Origin of the sequence: Stutzerimonas stutzeri (assembly GCF_013522825.1) — a bacterium.
In the GTDB taxonomy this organism is placed as follows: domain Bacteria; phylum Pseudomonadota; class Gammaproteobacteria; order Pseudomonadales; family Pseudomonadaceae; genus Stutzerimonas; species Stutzerimonas stutzeri_AK.
On sequence record NZ_JAAMQZ010000012.1, the window covers coordinates 78,990 to 97,607 of the forward strand.

The following is an 18,618-nucleotide window of genomic DNA, read 5'->3' on the forward strand; positions in this document are numbered from 1 at the left end:
GCCGGCCATCAGATGCGGAACGTCCCGATGACCTGCTGCAGGTTATCCACCTGCCCATGCAGCGCCTGGCTGGCCTGCTCGGCCCGTTCGGCGCCCTCGGCGGTCAGCGCGCCCATCTGGTTGATCTCCACCAGGTTCTTGTCGATTTCCAGGGATACGGCGGTCTGCTGCTCCGCCGCCGCGGCGATCTGCTGGCTCTGGTCGACGATGGTGCCGATGGCGCGCAGGATATTGTCCAGCGCCACCTCGACATGATCCGCCTCGCTGGCGGTAGCACCCGCGACCCGGTGACTCTCGGCCATGCTCCCGACCGTTTCCCCCACCCGCTGGCGCAGGTTGGCGATCATCTGCTCGATTTCCGTGGTCGATTGCTGGGTACGACGCGCCAGGGTCCGCACCTCATCGGCCACCACCGCGAAGCCACGCCCCTGCTCCCCCGCCCGTGCCGCCTCGATCGCGGCATTGAGGGCCAGCAGGTTGGTCTGCTCGGCGATGCTCTTGATCACGTCCAGCACCTGGCCGATGGCATTGCTGTCAGCGGCCAACTGGTTGATCACCAGCATGGAACGATCGATCTCGGTGGCGACCCGCTGGATTCCGGATACCTGCTCGCGCACCCGGTCACGCCCGCGCACCGTCTCGTCGTTGGCACTGCGCGCGCAATCGGCGGCGGCGACCGCACCACGCGCCACTTCCTGGGCCGTGGCGGACAGCTCGTTCATCGCCGTGGCGACCTGTTCGAGCTGGGCGCGCTGCTCCGTGGCGGCGCGGGAGCTTTGCGCGGAAATCGACTGTACCTGCCCGGTCTGATCGTTGACCTGGGCAGCCACCCCGCTGACCCGCCGGATCAGCTCCTGGATCTGTCCGACGGTGCCGTTGAATACCCGCCCCAGGTCCGCCAGTTCGTCGCGGCTGTCCACCAGGAGGTTGGCGGTCATGTCGCCGGCGGCCACGCGCTGCATGGCCTCCCCGAGGCGCCCGAGGGTGCGCCGGGTGGACATGTAGAACGAGGCATAGAGGTAGAGAATCAGCAGAAACACGCCGACCAGGGCCGTGATCAGCAGCACCATCTGCCGGCTCGCCTCGGCTGCCCGCGCCTGCAATTCTTGCCCGAGCACAGCGAGTGCCTGTTCGCTCAACCGTTGATGTCGCTCGATGAGCCCACTCATGCGTTCGAAAAATGGCATCCAGGGGGCCGTCAGGTCCACCGCGCTCAGCACCTCCTCATCCACCTGCCTGCGCGCCTCATCCAGGCTCTCCAGACTGAGCTTGGCCAGTCGTGTCAGCTCGACATCGCCGTGGGCAGCGGCCATCACCCCGTCGAGCTGGAGTCCATAGCTGCCGCCAGCCTGTTCGATCTCCTCCACCAGACGATCCAGCAGGATGCTGCTATTGCCTCCCAGGAACTTCTGCCCCAGGGCAGCGGCCCCCTCCCGCCTAGCCCCCTGGAACATGCGCACGATCTCCGGGGCAGTGACACCCAGCAATTCGCCGACCTGCCGTACCAGCGGATGTGCGTCCCGACTCAGGCCCAGGTGGGCCAGGATATGTTGCTGAAGCAGTTCACCACGCAGAACCAACTGTCCGGCCAATTCTCGCTTCGGCGCAGCCCCCGAAAGGGCAATGAGCTGTTCGATACCTTGCTGCATCTCGCCGCGCTTTTCCTCGAAACCGGCGACCAGCAACGCATCGTCCCCGGCCATCTGCCTGACCAGCGCCAGCGCTTCCTGCTCGGCACGGCTGATGGTAGCGGCACTATCGCTGGTTCTGTCGGACGGGCTGAGCCGCTCTTGAATCAGCGTCAGATCCTGTAAAAGCCCGAGCCGATCGTGCAGCGTCAAGGCGCGTTGCAATAGGGGCAGACCATTGAGCAGGTTTTGCGCAGCGCGCCATTGCTGATGAACATCCCGCACCAGGTAGTAGCTGGTGCCCAGCAGCGGAATGAAGAACAGGATACAGATCAGGCTGAACTTCATCGCGAAACTCAGGCGATTCATCAGCGATATCCCGGGACTCAGCAGAAACTTCATGGCGATACCCTCATTGTTCTTGTTCAGGCAGGGTCGTGTTCAAGTGGTGCGGCGGCACACCGCAACGCTGGTAATGGCGGCGACGAGCATAGGATAATAACTGACGAATAGTTATCTTTATAGTGCAACGCCAAATATGAGGAACGAAGATGAGCGAGCATGAAGTGGTGATCGTCAGTGGGGTTCGCACGGCCATCGGCGACTTCGGCGGCAGCCTGAAAGATCTGCCACCCACGGAGCTGGGCACCCTGGTGACGAAGGAGGCCATGCTCCGGGCCGGTGTATCGGGCACCGAAGTGGATCACGTGATATTCGGCAATGTGATCCACAGCGAGGCTCGCGACATGTACCTCAGCCGGGTAGTGGCGATACAGGCCGGCATCGCCCAGCAGGCACCGGCTCTGACGCTGAACCGCCTGTGTGGCTCAGGCCTGCAGGCGCTCATCAGCGCCGCACAGGGCATCCTGCTGGGCGACAGCAAGGTCGCGGTGGCCGGTGGTGCCGAGAGCATGAGCCGTGCGCCTTACTCCAGCAGCAGCAACCGCTTCGGCTCGCGCATGGGGGATGCGAAACTCGCCGACATGCTCACAGGCGCCCTCACCGACCCCTTCCATGGCGTACATATGGGCATCACTGCCGAGAACGTCGCCAAGAGCCATGGCATCTCCCGCGAGGAACAGGACGCCCTGGCGCTTGAGTCCCATCGCCGTGCGGCACGTGCCATCGAGCAGGGGCACTTCCGCGAGCAGATCCTGCCGATCACCCTCAAAGGCCGGGTACAGGTGCGGTTCGACACCGACGAGCATGTACGCCGCGACGCCGCGCCGGAAGACTTCTCCCGGCTCAAGCCTGTGTTCGACCGCGAAGCCGGTAGCGTCACCGCCGGCAACGCGTCGGGCCTGAACGACGGCGCGGCTGCCCTGGTTCTGATGGAGCGCAAAACCGCCGAGCAACGCGGCCTCAAACCCATGGCCCGGCTGCTGTCCTATGGCCACGCCGGCGTCGACCCGCTGCACATGGGCATCGGCCCCGTGCCAGCCTCGCGCCTGGCTCTGGCGCGTGCCGGGCTCGAAGTGAGCGATCTCGATGTAATCGAAGCCAACGAGGCCTTCGCCGCCCAGGCCTGCGCCGTCAGCCGTGAACTGGGCCTGGACCCGGCCAGGGTCAACCCCAATGGCTCGGGCATTTCCCTTGGCCACCCGATAGGCGCCACCGGTGCCATCATCGCCATCAAGGCGATCTATGAACTGCAGCGGACAGGCGGCCGCTATGCCTTGGTGACCATGTGTATCGGCGGCGGCCAGGGTATCGCCGTTGTGCTCGAACGCCTTTGAAGACAACGCTCTGGAACCAAGAAACCGGCCCCAGCGGCCGGTTTTTCGTTTCCACTTCGCAAGAAAATAACTGACATTCATTCACCTATTGACACAGATCAAGAGTCGCACGAGAACGTCGGCATGTAATTGCTGCGGGCCTTCCACCCAGCCATAACAACAACCGAGGATCAGCGTATGAGCACTATCAACTACCCCATCTACGACTGCGACCAGCATTACTACGAACCACCCGAGGCCTTCCTGCGCCACCTGCCCAAGGAGTTCCACAAGGACTTCCAGTACGTGCAGATCAACGGTCGTACCAAGCTGGCCGTCGGCGGTGTCATTTCCGACTACATCCCCAATCCGACTTTCAACTATGTCGCCGCTGTCGGCTCCCACGAAGGCTGGTATCGCGGCGACAACCCAGAGGGACTATCCCTGCGCGAGTACGGCGGCGACCCTATCCCGTCCCATCCGTCTTTCCATAATGGCGCCGAACACCTGAAGGTCATGGACAAGGAAGGCATCCACGCGGCCATCGTGCTGCCAACCCTGGCCTCGATCATCGAGGAGCGCCTGGAGCACAAGCCGGAAACCATCCAGGCGCTGTTCCACTCGCTCAACCAGTGGGTCGCCGATGAATACGGTTTCGGCAACGGCCGCCAGTTTCCGGCCGGTGCCATCAACCTGTCGGACTGCGAAACCGCCTGCAAGGAGCTGGACTTCCTGCTTGCCGCCGGTGCTCGCTGCGTACTGATCCGCCCCGCTCCGGTGGCCGGCATCCGTGGCAGCCGCTCGCATGGTTTCAAGGAGTTCGACCCATTCTGGGCGCGCGTCAACGAGTCGAAGATCTTCGTCATCCACCACGTCTCCGACTCCGGATACAACCGTATCTACCGCTGGTGGACGACCGGTGGCCAAGGCGAATTCCGCCCCTTCGAAAAGGATCCGTTCAACGAGATGCTCGACTGGATGGGCCGTCCCATCGCCGACTCGCTGTCGGCCCTGGTCTGCCATGGTGTGTTCGACCGCTTCCCCAGCGTGCGCGTAGCGGTGCTGGAAAATGGCTCGGCCTGGCTGGAGCCGCTGCTCAAGCGCTTCGAACAGGTCTATTCAAAGATGCCCAAATCGTTCAAGCGCGATCCACTGGAAAGCTTCCGCGAACACGTCTACATCGCGCCGTTCTACGAGGACCCGGTGGACAAGGTGATCGAGCTGGTGGGTGCCGATCGCGTGCTGTTCGGCAGCGACTGGCCGCACCCGGAGGGCCTCAGCCATCCGCTGGATTTCTTCAAGGACATCGCGAACCTGTCAGACGCCGACACCAAGAAGATCATGCACAGCAATCTCAAGGGCCTGCTCGAAGGCGCTCGCAACTGACCCCATCGACAACAACAAGAGGGTACGAACATGGACATGAACGATCTCATCCTGATCAGCGTCGATGACCACGTCATCGAGCCGCCGAACCTGTTCGACAAGCACCTGCCGGCCAGATACAAGGACATCGCGCCGCGCCTAGTGACCAACGACAAGGGCGCCGACACCTGGGTCTACGACGGTCAGGTGATCCCCAACTTCGGCCTCAACGCCGTTGTAGGGCGGCCGCCGGAGGAGTATGGCATGGAGCCGACCGCTTACAGCCAGATCCGCCACGGCACTTTCGACGTGGCCAAGCGCGTCGAGGATATGAATGCCGATGGCGTGCTGGCTGCGATCTGCTTCCCGACCTTCCCACACTTCGCCGGCAACCGTCTGATCGCCTCCAGCGACAAGCGCGCGGCACTGGCGATCATCCAGGCCTACAACGACTGGCACATCGAGGACTGGTGCGGCGCGGCGCCCGGACGCTTCATCCCTCTGTCCATCCTGCCGCTGTGGGACGTGCAGGCCTGCGTCACCGAGCTCAAGCGCGTCGCAGCCAAGGGCTGCCGCACGGTGACCTTCCCGGACAATCCGGCGGCCGTAGGCCTGCCAAGCATCCACCTGGGCTACTGGGATCCGCTGTGGCAGGCGGCGGTCGAGGAACGCATCGTCATCAGCAGCCACATCGGCTCCGGCAACCAGGCGCCACACTCGTCGATGGACTCGCCGATCGACGCCTGGATCGTGACCATGCCCATGGCCATCTCCAATGCCGCCGCCGACTGGCTGTTCTCACCGGTGTTCAAGAAATTCCCCGACCTGCGTCTGTCCCTGGCCGAGGGCGGGATCGGCTGGATTCCCTACCTGCTGGAACGCGCAGACTTCGTCTACAAGCACCACCATGCCTGGACCAACGCCGACTTCGGCGAACTGCTGCCCAGCGAGCTGTTCAAGCGCAATGTGCTGACCTGCTTCATCGATGACCAGTTCGGCCTGCACAGCACCGACTTCCTGAACATGGACATGGTCGCCTGGGAGTGCGACTACCCGCACTCGGACTGTGTCTGGCCGAAATCGCCGGAAACCGTGTGGAGCGCGATCAAGCACCTGCCCAAGGAACTGATCGACAAGGCCACCCACCTCAACGCGATGCGCGAATTCCGCTTCGACCCCTTCGCCAGCCTCGGCCGCGACAACTGCACCGTGGGCGCCCTGCGGGCCAAGGCCACGCACGTCAACGTCACGCCGGTGGCCGGCATGGGCGGGCACAACCCGTCCAACCACAGCGGCCAGCCGGTGACCTCGGGTGAAGTGGTGAAGATGTTCGCCTGACCCGTCGGGCGCCCGCCCTGGCGTGGCGCCCGGCCTTTCGCGCAACCCCAGCAAGAGGAACCACACGATGCGCGTTCGCAGCCCCACCATCGACTTCTCCGACGTGCGCCCGAACTGGGCGCCGAATCGTGAGTTCGCCCAGTACTACAACGCCGCCTCCACGGTGCCGGCCCACGTCGAACCCTTCCTGGTCAAGGTCATGATGCGCGCCCGCGACGAACTGGCCAAACGCCCCGGACAGCAGCGCCTGCTGGAGGACGTGGATATATTCATCAAGCAGGAGGTGCAGCACTGCAAGCGCCATGTCGCCTTCAACCAGCGCCTGTACGACAGCGGCTACGCCGGCATGCGCGATCTGGAGGCACCCTACGAGGCCGACTACCGGCGCTGGCTGGCAGACAAACCGCTGCGTTTCCTGCTGGCCTACTCCGAAGGCTTCGAGGCCATGGGCTCGTCCAGCGCCGAAGTGTTCTTCACCGAACTGGACGACTACCTGGAGGGCGCCGACGAAAGCGCCGTGACGCTATGGAAATGGCACCTCGCCGAGGAGTTCGAGCACCGCAGCGTCTGCTATGACGTGTACAAGGCACTCTACGGCCACGGCCTGCGCGGCTACCTGTACCGCCTGTATGGCTTCGTCTACGCGGTCGGCCATATCGGCAGCCACGTCAAGCGGGTCAATGCCTACCTGCTCGAACAGGATCGTCACGGCCTGACGGCGACGGAACGCGACGCCTCGCTCGAACGCCAGCGGCAGGTCAAGCGACGCATAACCAAGGCCAGCCTGCCGCGTCTGCTCAAGGTGTTCTCGCCGTTCTACGACCCGGCCCGCAAGCAGGCGCCGTCCGGTATGGAACACTACCTGAATCTCTGAAAGTGCAAACGCTGCGCGTGCCTCCCAGCGGGCTATGAACGCGGCAAAGGCTCATTGACGTAATGAGACACCCGCGGCGGCTCCTCCCCCCTGTGCAGGGCCAACACCTGCGCCTCGGCCTCACGATCCGCCAGGGTGGCGCGGGTCTGCTGGCGCAGGTAATCCGACCAGGAGTCGACTATAAAGCGCTCCACATACCAGTCAGGTTGTTCCAATTCGCGGTACAGACGCCAGAAACCGGCACCATCCCGGCGCCGCTTGACCCCCACTGCATGGATACGACGCAGGAACTCCTGGCGATCCTCTTCGTGGACTTGGTAGGCAATCTGGATGGCTACGGGACCGTCCTGGGGTTGCAGCTCCGCGAAAGAGAACACCGGCACCTCGCTGGTCGAGGGCGTGACCTCGGCCTCCTCGCCCAACCGGGTGGGATGGCGCCACATGACCAGCAACGAAATGGCGACGGCTATCGAGGAAACCAGCAGTGCCTCACGGGTTCCCATCTGTGTAGCCACCAGACCCCAAGCAGCCCCCCCCATGGCCAGCGAACCCTGGAACACCAGCATGTAGATGGCCACGGAGCGGGCGCGTATCCAGGGTGGCACTGCGGACTGGATCGCCACCAGGTTGGTAGTGCCCACGCACATCCAGCCGATCCCGGCGACAAACAGCGCACCGCACTGGATCCAGATGTTCTCCAGTTGCGCCACCACCAGTACACCCAAGGCATAGGCGAGGCAGGCCACCGCCAGCATCCGGTTGATCTCCAGTCGCGATCGCAGCACCGGCAGCACCAGGGCACCGAACATGGTTCCGGCGCCTACGCTGCCAAGCAGTAGACCATAGCCGCCTGCGCCCCCCGACTCACTGGCCACCACCGCCAGCAACGCCCACAAACCGCTACCCGCCGTGACGAACGCCAGTGTGCGCAAGCACTGCGCCCGTATCACTGCGGAGTGACGGGCATAGCGCAACGCACCACGAAGGCCGGACCACAGGCTTTCGGCGGGCAAGGCATGCGCATGCTCCGTACGACGCATATGCAGCACCACCAGCAGCGAGCCAAGCAGCAGTATGGCGCAGATGACGAATACGCTGACGATACCCGACACAGCCACCACCCCACCGGCCAGCGCCGGGCCAATGGCCCTGGCCGAACTGTAGGACACCGAGGACAGCGCCAGCGCCGAAGCCAGGAAGCCGCGCGGAACCGATTCGGCCTGGGTGGTGTACCAGGCCGGGCCCTGCAGGGCGAAGCCGATGCCGAAAGCAAAGGTCAGCCCGAGCAACAGCATCGGGCCGACCAGCCCACTGACACAGGCCAGCACCAGAGCCAGCGCCGCCAGCAGCATGCCGACCTGGGTCACCAGCAGGTAGCTGCGCCGGTTGAAGATATCGGCGAACACCCCTCCCGGCAGACCGAAGAAAAAGGCCGGCAGGCTGATGGCGGTCTGCACCAGCGCCACCAGCATCGGCGAAGTGGTCAGCGACACCATCAGCCAGGCCGCCCCGACGTTCTGCATCCAGATCGCCAGGTTCATCGCCAGGGCACCCAGCCACAACCAGCGAAAAGTGGGGAAGCGCAAAGGCGCCCAGAGAGAGCTAGTGCTATCGGTCATCGGATATCCCGTTTCTGCGCAAGCGGCCTCGGCTTGACTCGCCGTTTGAATGCACGCATATTAAAAACTAACTGATTGACAGTTTTTACCCAATGCAAGCCCTAGTCAACCGACCAATGAAGGGTGGCCCGAACAAACAATGACCAATAGACAGCTATCCACCTTCAATTCGCAACCACACTCCAGGCGTCGACCATGAGCCTATGCCCCGATCTCGAATTCCAAGGGTTCCTCAAAGAGGGGCGCTTCATGCTCCAGCGCAGTCGCTCCAGCCAGCGCCATTTCTTCTATCCGCGAGTGCTGGAACCCGGCACCGGTGCCACCGACCTGGAATGGGTGGAGGCCTCGGGCCTGGGCACGGTCTATGCGGTCACCGTGGTACGCCCCAAACCGCCAGTCGAGCCCTATACCGTGGTGCTGGTCGACCTGGACGAAGGCCCGCGCCTGATGTCCCGGGTCGAGGGCCTGCCGGCCGACCAGGTGCACATCGGCTTGCGCGTCAAGGCACGCATCTGCGCAGGCCCGGAACAGTCCTTCGTCGTTTTCGACCCACACAGCAACTAGGCGAACATCATGGCCAACAACAACCCGATGTCTCTTGCGGGACGCACCATCATCATCACCGGCGCCGGCCAGGGCATCGGCCTGGGCATCGCCCGACTGGTCATCGAGCTGGGCGGCAACGTCGCGGCCGTCGATCTCAACGACGAGGCGCTACACGGCGCCGCCGCCGACCTGGGTGAGCGCTACCTGCCGCTGGTAGGCGGCGTTTCCGACGCGGCCTTCGTTGAACACGCCGTGGCCACCGCCGTGGAGCATTTCGGCGCGGTGCATGGCCTGGTCAACAACGCCGGTATCGGCCGCCCGGCAATGATCGAGAAGATGACCCTGGAGCAATGGCAACTGGTGCTCGACGTGCACCTGACCGGCTCCTTCCTGTTCACCCAGGCCGTCGGCCGCCACCTGATCGAGCGCAGCAAGGCCGGCGACCAGGCACCCGGAGCCATCGTGTTCATTTCCTCGGATGCCGGTCGACGCGGCAGCCTCGGGCAGATCAACTATTCGGCGGCCAAGTCGGGCATGTTCGGCATGGCCATGACCGCCGCCCGCGAATGGGCCAAGTACGGCGTGCGCGCCAACGCCGTGTGTTTCGGCATGGTGGAGACCGCCATGACCGAAAAAGTGCGTACCGACCCGCGCTTCCTCGACACTTACCTGCAGCAGATCGCCTTGGGCCGCTTCGCCACGCCGGAGGAAGTCTCGGTGCCGGTATGTTTCCTCCTCTCCGAAGGCGCCTCCTACATCACGGGCCAGGTGCTGTCGGTCAACGGCGGCTACACCATCGCGGTATGACCATGAACGAATTGCATCCAGAAACACTCGGCGGTATCCGTGTCCTCGACATGACCCGGGTGATAGCCGGCCCTTACGCCGGGCAGATTCTTGCCGACCTCGGCGCCGAGGTGATCAAGGTCGAACGCCAGGGTGAAGGCGACGACATCCGCCGCATCGGCCCCCCTTGGATCAAGGGCACCGAAGGCCAGTCGCACCAGGAATCCACCTACAGCCAGGCGGCCAACCGCAACAAACGCTCGATCACCGTGGACTTCGCCCAGGCCGAAGGCGCCGGGCTTATCCGCCAACTGGTGGCCAACTGCGACGTGCTGCTGGAGAACTACCGCACCGGCACCCTGGCCAAATACGGCCTGGGCTACGACGATCTGAAGCGAATCAATCCACGGCTGATCTACTGCTCGATCACCGGCTTCGGTCAGACCGGCCCCTACGCCAACCGCTCCGGCTATGACTACTTGGCTCAGGCCATGGCCGGGGTGATGTCGGTGACCGGTCATCGCGACGGAGAACCCGGCGACGGGCCGATGCGCGTAGGCATCCCGGTGGCGGATATCTGCGCCGGCCTGTACGCCGCAATCGGCGTGCTCGGTGCGCTCAACCACCGCCACGCCAGCGGCGAGGGCCAGCACATCGACGTATCGTTGTTCGACTCCCAGGTCGCCACCCTGCTCAACACCTTCTCCGCCTGGTTCAACGGCGGCCAGGAACTGGGCCGCACCGGCAACGATCACCCGAGCGCCTCGCCCTACGGCGTCTACCAGGTGGATGACGGCTACATCCTGATCGCCACCTTCAACGACCGCGAGTTCATCCGCCTGGCCAAGGCCGTGGGGCGCGAGGACTGGGTCGAGGATCCGCTCTTCGCCAAGAACGGCGCACGGGTAGCCAACCGCAAGGAACTCTCGAAACAGCTCACCGAAGCCCTGCGCGGCCGCAGCAAGGATCAGTGGATCGAGCACCTGAATGCCAACACCGTGTCCTGCGGGCCGATCAACGGCATGGCCGACCTGGAACATGATCCCCATGTGATCGAGCGCGAAATGATTGTCACCCAGCAGCATCCGCTGAACGGCAGCGTGCGCAGTGCGGCCAGCCCCATGCGTTTCTCGGCCACACCGGTGCAATACAAGCTGCCGCCACCCGCCATCGGCGAACACACCGACAGCGTGCTCGGCGAATGGCTCGGCCTTTCTGCCGCGCAGATCGCCGACCTGCGCCAGCGCAACGTGATCTGAGGAAGCCATCGTGACCAGTGCCTTCAACTTCAACCCGCTCGTGCTGCCCGCCAGCCTCGAGCCCCTGCGCCAAGAGGTTCGCGCCTTCCTCGCCGAAGCCTCGCCGGCATGGTCCGGCTGGAAAATCGGCCACTCCTGGACCGGCTTCGACCGCGAGTTCAGCCGTGCAGTCGGCAAGCGTGGCTGGATCGGCATGACCTGGCCGACAGCCTATGGCGGCCATGAACGCTCCGGCCTGGAGCGCTACGTGATGGTCGAGGAAATGCTCGCCGCCGGCGCGCCCCTGGGTGCCCACTGGTTCGGCGACCGCCAGAGCGGGCCGCTGCTGCTGCGCCTGGGCACGGAGGCGCAACGTCAGCGCTTCCTGCCACTGATCGCCAGGGGCGAGGCATCATTCTGCATCGGCCTGAGCGAACCGGATTCCGGCTCCGACCTGGCCTCGCTGCGCTCGCGCGCCACCCGTGTCGAAGGTGGCTGGCGCCTAAACGGGCGCAAGGTCTGGACCACCAATGCGCACCTGTGCGACTTCATGATCGGCTTGTTTCGCACGGGTGGCTCAGCCGACGAGAAACACAAGGGCCTGTCGCAGTTCCTCATCGACATGCGCTCATCCGGCATCGAAGTGCGCCCCATCCACGACCTGACCGGCGAGGCCCACTTCAACGAGGTGACCTTCGATGACGTATTTGTCGCCGACGACATGATCGTTGGCCGCGAGGGTGATGGCTGGGCGCAGGCCAGTGGCGAACTGGCCTTCGAGCGCAGCCAGCCGGATCGCTACATGAGTGCCTTCCCGCTGCTGCCGCTGACCATTGACGCCCTGCGTGCGAACGGCAGCGACGACCGCCTGGCCGCCCGCCGCCTCGGCGAAGCCGTGGCCGAGATCGCCGTCCTGCGGGAAATGTCGCTGTCGATCGTCGGGCAACTGCAGGATGGTCACTCCCCCGCCAGGGAAGCCGCCCTGGTGAAAGACCTTGGCAACATCCACGAGCAGCGCATGCCGGATCTGGTTCGCGAGTTGCTGGACTGCCCGTCGAGTATTGCCTGCGGCGACCAGCTCAGCGAGCTGCAGGCGTTCCTCGTGCAGAACGCCCCCTCTTTCTCCCTGCGCGGCGGCACCCGGGAAATCCTGCGCGGCATCATCGCCAAGGGGCTTGGACTTAAATGAGTAACAGTGAAATGAACATCAGCGAAATGCTCGCCGAACAGGTGCAGCGCCTGTTCGCCGACCGCATCAACCGCGAGGCCTGGGTCGATGCCGAGGATGGCCAACTGAACCAGGGCCTCTGGCAGGACGTCGAGGCCTTGGGCATCACCCTCGCCCTCGGCAGCGAGGACGCCGGCGGCGCCGGCCTCAGCTGGGCCGAGAGCGAGCCGATGCTGCGCCTCTGCGGCACCCACGCCACGCCGCTGCCGGTCGGTGAAACCAGCATTGCCGCCTGGGCGCTATCCCGTGCGGGGCTGGAGGTACCGCAAGGCATGCTGGCCATCTGCGACGAAGTCTTCCAGCTGGACGCCCTCGGCAGGCTGCAAGGCCAGGCTGCCCAGGTGAGCTGGCTGCCAATGGCCGGCCATGTGCTGCTCGCCGCCCAGCGCGAGGGCCTCATGCATCTCTGCCTGGTACGCAGCGACGCCGGGCATCAACAGGCCATCGACACGCTCGACCGCCTGCCCTGCGCCCGCTTCGAACTGGAAGACGCCATCCCCCTGCAAAGCGCCACGGCGCCGTTCCTCGACGAGCTGGGTCTGCGCCCCTATCTCGCCACGCTGCGCGGCATGCAGATGGCAGGAGCTCTAACCCAGGTGCTCGATCTCTGTGTGGAATACGCCAACACCCGCGTGCAGTTCGGCAGGCCAATCGGCAAGTTCCAGGCGATCCAGCAAATGGTCGCCGAACTTGCCTCCCAGACTGCCGCCGCCCAGGTCGCCGGCCTCTATGCCGCCCGCCAGGTGGATGCCGGCAACGCCAGCTACGGCGCCGCTGTGGCCAAGAGCCTGGTCGGCCGCGCCGCTACCCGCGCGGCCGCCATCGCTCACCAGGTGTTCGGCGCCATCGGCGTAACCGACGAGCACAGCCTGCACTACTACACCCGCCGTCTCTGGCAATGGCGGGCCGAGGCCGGCAGCGAGCATTGGTGGTCGGAGCGGATTGGCCGGCAGGTGCTGGCACAGGATGGCACCCAGCTATGGCAGCGACTGACCACACCTGTCAGCGCATGAAACGAGCGCCCCTCTTTTGGTGGAGGGGCGAACTCCTCTAGCCGGCTTTATCCTGAAACGCGGAACAGCACTAATCTGGCCGTCTACAAACCAGACTCCAGACCTCCGCCTGCGCCCTTATGCAGATCAAGCGAAGGAGCCAGCCTGCTGGTCATGATCGTCGATAGCCGATCACCTATTGGTCGGCCACAGCGCGCAGGCACACACAAAACGAATACGCTCAGCGCTTGCCAGCCAGCGTTATCGAAACCGACTCGGTGAAGCGCAGGGCGTGCGGTTTATCCACCTCCACTTCAGCGTAACGCACACGCGGATCCCGCATCGCCAAATCGAGAATCTCCTGAGTCAGGCGTTCCAGCAAGGCGAAACGATTGCCCTCGACATGGCCGATGATCGCCTTGGTGATGGTGCGATAGTTCAATGCATGTTCGATATCGTTGTCCCGCACCGCCTCGGCGGCGGGATAAAGAATAGTCAGGTTAATCAGCACATCCTGCTTATTGAGAATCTCCTCTTCCTTGATGCCGATATGGGTGCGCAAACTCAGATTCTTGACACGGATGCGCGCCATGCCAGGTTGTAGGCCCGCCATTGGCTACTTTCGTCCGATCAGTTGGAGGAACTCGCTGCGGGTTGCCGGGTTGTTGCGGAACTCACCGAGCATCACCGAGGTGACCATGGACGAGTTCTGCTTCTCCACACCGCGCATCATCATGCACATGTGCTGCGCCTCGATCACCACCGCCACGCCGAGGGCGCCGGTGACCTGTTCGATGGCTTCGGCGATCTGCCGGCTGAGATTTTCCTGGATCTGCAGGCGGCGGGCGAACATGTCGACGATGCGCGCCACCTTGGACAGGCCGAGCACCTTGCCGTTGGGAATGTAGGCGACGTGAGCCTTGCCGATGAACGGCAGCAGATGATGCTCGCACAGCGAGTACAGCTCGATGTTCTTCACCAACACCATTTCGCTGTTGTCGGAGCTGAACAGTGCGCCGTTGGTGACTTCCTCCAGCGTCTGCCGGTAGCCGTGACAGAGGTACTGCATGGCCTTGGCAGCGCGCTTGGGGGTGTCCAGCAGGCCTTCACGAGCGGGGTTCTCCCCGATACCGAGCAATATCTCCCGGTAGTGCTGGGGCATGGATTCGCTCATCAGCATCTCTCCCATTGATCTCATTGAACAGGCGCCCGGCAAACGCCGGGCGCTTCAGCCTCAGATGCTCTTGAGGATGGTGACCACCCCGGCGCCCCCCAGGCCGATGTTGTGCTGCAGGGCGACGCGGGCATTCTCCACCTGGCGATCACCAGCCTGGCCGCGCAGGTGCCAGGTCAGCTCGGTAATCTGCGCCAGGCCGGTGGCGCCCAGGGGATGGCCCTTGGACAACAGGCCGCCGGACGGGTTGGTGACCACACGACCGCCATAGGTATTCTGTCCGTCGAGAACGAATTTCTCGGCACCACCCTCCTCGCACACGCCGAGCGCCTCATAGGTGATGACCTCGTTGGGCGAGAAACAGTCGTGCAACTCGAGTACATCGATGTCCTCCGCCCCCACGCCGGCCTGCTCATAGGCCTGGGCCGCCGCGCGACGGGTCATGCCCGCGCCGACCACGTTGAGCATGCTGCCGGAATCGAAGCTATCGGCCGTGTCGGTGGTTAGGCTCATGCCGGCGATTTCCACGCAGTTGCGCAGGCCATGCTTGCGCGCATACGCCTCGGAAACCACCACCACAGCTGCCCCGCCACAGGTTGGCGGGCAGCACATCAGGCGCGTGACCGGGCCGAAGATCTGCGGCGAGGTCATCACCTGCTCCAGGGTCAGCGGCTCGGTGAACAGTGCATAAGGGTTGCGCAGCGCATGGCTGCGCGCCTTGACCGAAACGCGGCCGAACAGATGGGCGGAAACGTTGTACTTCTCCAGGTATTCGGCACCCGCACCGCCGAAGTACTGCGGCCCGCTCGGGGCGTTGTCGTCCCAGCCACGGATCTTGCGCACCGCCTCGTCGATCTTCACCGTGATCGGTGTGCGCAGCGCCGCGTCACCGGTGGACATGGCCCCCGGGTTCATCTGCTCGAAGCCGACCGCCAGGGCCACGTCGACCACACCGCTGGCCACAGCCTGACGCGCCAGGAACAAGGCAGAAGATCCACTGGCACAGGCATTGTTGACGTTGATTACCGGAATGCCGGTGATGCCGACACGGTACAACGCGGTCTGCCCGGAACAGGTGTCCCCGGCAACGAAGCCGGCGAAGGCCTGCTGCACTTCGGAATAGTCGATGCCGGCGTCCTTCAGCGCCAGGGCGGCGGCATCGCCCCCCATCACGTCATACATCTCGCTCTTGCCGGGCTTGGTGAACTTGACCATCCCCACACCGGCGACCAGTACCTTGTTGCTCATGTCGTACTCCTAGGGGCCACACGCCCCGTCTCTCTGCAGGGCTGTTACTTGGCGAAGTCCATGATGGTCAACGCCGCCTCGGGGCGGAACACCTTGCTCTCGGCCGCCGCCAGGCTGCGGGCATCAAAGGCCGCATCCTTGCCACCACCGGGAATGCCCTCGGCCGATACCAGCTTCAGCTCGCGCACACTCTGCCCGGAAGCGAACAGGCAATGGCCGGTGCGCTGGCCGGACAGTTCGCTGACCATGTACAGCACCACCTGTGCCACGAACTCGGGTGCCATCTCGGCCTTGGTCGCCTCGTCCATCAACGGCGCGGTGAGGGCGGAAATGGCAGCCGGCGCCAGGGTCCAGACGCGGATACCGAACTTGGCCCCCTCGATGGCCAGCACGTTGGACAACCCCCAGGCACCGCACTTGGCCGCCGCATAGTTGCTCTGGCCGAAGTTCCCCACCAACCCCGAAGTGGAGGCGGTATTGACGATCACCCCACCGCCGTTTTCCTTCATCCAGGCGAAGACCGGCTGGGTGACGGCGTACATACTCTTCAGGTTGACCTTGAGCACCGCGTCCCAGTCTTCCTCGGCCAGTTTGAGGAACGACTTGTCGCGCAGGATGCCGGCATTGTTGATCAGGATATCGGCACGACCGAACGCATCCAGGGCGGTGGTCAACAGCGACTGGCCACCCTCCACCGTGGAGATGTCCCGGGTATGCGCCACGGCGCGGCCACCGGCGGCGCGCACGGCTGCGACCACCGCCTCGGCGGTATAGCCGCCGCTCTCGTCACGCCCCAGGTCGTTGACCACCACGGCCGCGCCCTCAGCCGCCAGGAGCTGTGCATAAGAGGCACCCAGGCCACGCCCAGCACCGGTGATGATCGCGACTTTTCCTTCAAGTAGAGCCATTGTCTGTCTCCAGAATGTTCTTGTTTGGGCGGGCTTCGGCCCTTGCCCGGAGGTCTCTCCGCGCTTCGGCACGGGAGTTCCGGCACCATGAGCCAACTGAAATGCCGTCATGAAAAGCAGATCAAGCACCCGCATTCAATGCCCAACACGGGCATACTACATTATGTAACTGACTGTTTGACAGTTTTCAATCGAAGCGTAATGCTAGAGACCAGAAACGGCCCACCGAGGAATACGACGTGCCTCTCGACTACCAACGCATCAAGAACTGGCCCATCGGCGAAGGCCGGCAGAGCTACAGCACTCGCGACACCATCCTCTATGCCCTGGGCGTAGGCGCCGCGACCAGCAACCCGCTGCCTGCCGAAGACCTGCAATTCGTCTACGAGAAAGGCCTCAAGGCCCTGCCGACCATGGCCACCATCATGGCCAGTGGCGAGTTCTGGATGGCCGATCCGCAAGCCGGCATCGACCTGAGCAAGGTGTTGCACGGCGAGCAGTTCCTGCGCATCCACAAGCCCCTGCCAGCACAGGGCACCCTGATCGGCCGTGACAGCGTCGACGAGATCTACGACAAGGGCGCGGACAAGGGTGCGGTGATGTACATGTCGCGCCGCATCTACGATGCCGACACCGAAGAGCTGTTGGCCACGTCCAGCTGGTCCACCTTCATGCGCGGCAATGGCGGCTTCGGCGGCACCGCCGAAGGCCAGCCCAGACCCCATGCGCTGCCGGAAGACCGCCCCTTCGACCTCAGCATCGAGCTGCCCAGTCGTCCGGAGCAGGCGACCATCTACCGCCTCTCCGGCGATCTCAACCCGCTGCACATCGACCCGGCCTTCGCCGCCCGGGCGGGGTTCGACAAACCGATTCTGCACGGCATGAGCAGCTACGGCATGGCGGGTCGGGCGCTGGTCAAACTGTTGTGCGACAACCAGCCCGAACGCCTGCAGGTGCTCAACCTGCGCTTCGCCGCGCCCATGTACCCGGGCGAAACACTCAAGCTCGAAGTGTGGCTGGAAGGCCCGGGCAAAGCCGGTTTCCGGGCGCGCGTGGTAGAGCGCGACCTGGTCATTCTCAACAATGGCTACGTGGAATTCGCTGCCTAGCCGCCTCGAGGAATAACAAGATGAACTACTCGGAAATCACTTACGAAGTCCTCGGCCCGGTAGCCAGGATCTGCCACAATCGCCCGGCCCAGGCCAACGCGGAAACCGAGAACCTGCTGGCCGAGCTTGACCACGCCCTGGACTGCGCCAAGCGCGACGACACCATCCGCGTGCTGATCATCGGCGCCAACGGCAAGCATTTCTCCGCCGGCCACGACCTGATGGACGGCATGGAAAAGCGCGGCGACTACTCGCCCGAACAGCACTGGCTGTGGGAAAGCGAGCACTACCTGGGCAACGCCCTGCGCATCTGGGACTTCCCCAAGCCGACCATCGCCCAGGTACAGGGTGCCTGCATCGCCGGCGGCTTCATGGTCGCCAACATGTGCGACATGCTGGTCGCCGCCGACGATGCCTTCTTCAGCGATCCGGTGGGTCACAGCCTGGCCGCCGCCTCGGTGGAAGCTTTGGTACACCCCTGGGTGATGGGTACACGCAAGGCCAAGGAGTTCCTCTTCACCGGCCAGCGTCTGCCAGCCGCCGAGGCCAAGGAGTGGGGCATGGTCAACCATGTGGTTCCCCGCGCCGACCTGGAGCAGTTCACCCTGGATCTGGCCAATCGCATCGCCGCAGCCCCCCCCATCGGCATTCGCATGCTCAAGCGCTCGCTCAACCGCACGGCGGACATCATGGGCTTCCGCAACTCGATCATGGCGCATTTCGACACCCACATCCTCAGCACCTCGACCAAGGAGCACTTCGAGGTCGCGGCCGCCGGCATGCGGGCATCGATGGAAGCGGCCAAGAAAGCCCAGTCCTGATCAGAAAAATACGTGCCGTCGCTCCCGCA

17 protein-coding genes are annotated in these 18,618 nt (G+C 64.1%); 11 read left to right on the forward strand and 6 right to left on the reverse strand.

Going from position 1 to position 18,618, the window contains the following annotated elements:
- Positions 1-8 precede the first annotated feature (8 nt).
- Positions 9-2,030, reverse strand: a complete 2,022-nt coding sequence (locus G7020_RS09770) for a methyl-accepting chemotaxis protein (protein WP_100548565.1) — start codon at positions 2,028-2,030, stop codon at positions 9-11.
- Between the two features lie 149 nt (positions 2,031-2,179).
- On the opposite strand from G7020_RS09770, the gene G7020_RS09775 reads away from it, so the two are divergent.
- The 4 genes from G7020_RS09775 (at position 2,180) to G7020_RS09790 (ending at position 6,920) form a co-directional block, all read left to right on the forward strand.
- Positions 2,180-3,364 carry an acetyl-CoA C-acyltransferase family protein gene (locus G7020_RS09775; RefSeq protein WP_058151126.1) on the forward strand — a complete coding sequence of 395 codons (1,185 nt, stop codon included), beginning with the start codon at positions 2,180-2,182 and terminating at the stop codon, positions 3,362-3,364.
- 177 nt (positions 3,365-3,541) lie between these two features.
- On the forward strand, positions 3,542-4,729 hold the full coding sequence (locus G7020_RS09780; RefSeq protein ID WP_100548566.1) for an amidohydrolase family protein: 1,188 nt from the start codon (positions 3,542-3,544) through the stop codon (positions 4,727-4,729).
- A gap of 30 nt (positions 4,730-4,759) precedes the next feature.
- A complete protein-coding gene (locus tag G7020_RS09785) occupies positions 4,760-6,046 on the forward strand; it encodes an amidohydrolase family protein (protein WP_100548567.1) in 1,287 nt (428 codons plus the stop codon).
- A gap of 67 nt (positions 6,047-6,113) precedes the next feature.
- Positions 6,114-6,920 (forward strand): metal-dependent hydrolase, encoded by an 807-nt coding sequence (locus G7020_RS09790; protein WP_100548568.1) that lies wholly within the window; start codon positions 6,114-6,116, stop codon positions 6,918-6,920.
- A 32-nt stretch (positions 6,921-6,952) separates the two neighbouring features.
- Here G7020_RS09790 and G7020_RS09795 read toward each other — a convergent pair whose 3' ends face one another.
- Complete coding sequence (locus G7020_RS09795; RefSeq protein WP_100548569.1) at positions 6,953-8,539, reverse strand: MFS transporter; 1,587 nt, start codon at positions 8,537-8,539, stop codon at positions 6,953-6,955.
- Between the two features lie 195 nt (positions 8,540-8,734).
- On the opposite strand from G7020_RS09795, the gene G7020_RS09800 reads away from it, so the two are divergent.
- From G7020_RS09800 to G7020_RS09820, 5 genes are read left to right on the forward strand one after another with little or no spacing between them, the layout of a single operon-like run.
- Entirely contained in the window at positions 8,735-9,103 is a 369-nt protein-coding gene (locus tag G7020_RS09800; protein WP_058151121.1) for a Zn-ribbon domain-containing OB-fold protein, read from the forward strand.
- Positions 9,104-9,112: 9 nt separating this feature from the next.
- A complete protein-coding gene (locus G7020_RS09805) occupies positions 9,113-9,892 on the forward strand; it encodes an SDR family NAD(P)-dependent oxidoreductase (RefSeq protein ID WP_058151120.1) in 780 nt (259 codons plus the stop codon).
- Between the two features lie 2 nt (positions 9,893-9,894).
- The gene (locus tag G7020_RS09810; RefSeq protein ID WP_063890512.1) at positions 9,895-11,130 is read left to right on the forward strand and encodes a CaiB/BaiF CoA transferase family protein; all 1,236 of its coding nucleotides are present in this window, start codon (positions 9,895-9,897) and stop codon (positions 11,128-11,130) included.
- A 10-nt stretch (positions 11,131-11,140) separates the two neighbouring features.
- Positions 11,141-12,298 carry an acyl-CoA dehydrogenase family protein gene (locus G7020_RS09815; RefSeq protein ID WP_058151118.1) on the forward strand — a complete coding sequence of 386 codons (1,158 nt, stop codon included), beginning with the start codon at positions 11,141-11,143 and terminating at the stop codon, positions 12,296-12,298.
- Entirely contained in the window at positions 12,295-13,350 is a 1,056-nt protein-coding gene (locus G7020_RS09820) for an acyl-CoA dehydrogenase family protein (protein ID WP_100548570.1), read from the forward strand. The genes G7020_RS09815 and G7020_RS09820 overlap by 4 nt, the downstream gene beginning before the upstream one ends.
- A 220-nt stretch (positions 13,351-13,570) precedes the next feature.
- Here the strand turns inward: G7020_RS09820 and folX are convergent, their stop codons facing one another.
- From folX to G7020_RS09840, 4 genes are read right to left on the reverse strand one after another with little or no spacing between them, the layout of a single operon-like run.
- Complete coding sequence (folX, locus tag G7020_RS09825) at positions 13,571-13,942, reverse strand: dihydroneopterin triphosphate 2'-epimerase (RefSeq protein ID WP_100548571.1); 372 nt, start codon at positions 13,940-13,942, stop codon at positions 13,571-13,573.
- 3 nt (positions 13,943-13,945) lie between these two features.
- Positions 13,946-14,503 (reverse strand): GTP cyclohydrolase I FolE, encoded by a 558-nt coding sequence (folE, locus tag G7020_RS09830; protein ID WP_058201311.1) that lies wholly within the window; start codon positions 14,501-14,503, stop codon positions 13,946-13,948.
- Between the two features lie 60 nt (positions 14,504-14,563).
- Positions 14,564-15,751 carry a lipid-transfer protein gene (locus tag G7020_RS09835; RefSeq protein ID WP_100548572.1) on the reverse strand — a complete coding sequence of 396 codons (1,188 nt, stop codon included), beginning with the start codon at positions 15,749-15,751 and terminating at the stop codon, positions 14,564-14,566.
- 44 nt (positions 15,752-15,795) lie between these two features.
- Positions 15,796-16,659 (reverse strand): SDR family NAD(P)-dependent oxidoreductase, encoded by an 864-nt coding sequence (locus G7020_RS09840; protein WP_100549895.1) that lies wholly within the window; start codon positions 16,657-16,659, stop codon positions 15,796-15,798.
- Between the two features lie 239 nt (positions 16,660-16,898).
- Here G7020_RS09840 and G7020_RS09845 point away from each other — a divergent pair, with 239 nt between their 5' ends.
- Together G7020_RS09845 and G7020_RS09850 are read left to right on the forward strand one after the other, a co-directional pair.
- A complete protein-coding gene (locus tag G7020_RS09845; protein ID WP_100549896.1) occupies positions 16,899-17,768 on the forward strand; it encodes a MaoC/PaaZ C-terminal domain-containing protein in 870 nt (289 codons plus the stop codon).
- Between the two features lie 20 nt (positions 17,769-17,788).
- Entirely contained in the window at positions 17,789-18,589 is an 801-nt protein-coding gene (locus G7020_RS09850) for an enoyl-CoA hydratase (RefSeq protein WP_100549897.1), read from the forward strand.
- The last annotated feature ends 29 nt before the right edge of the window (positions 18,590-18,618 follow it).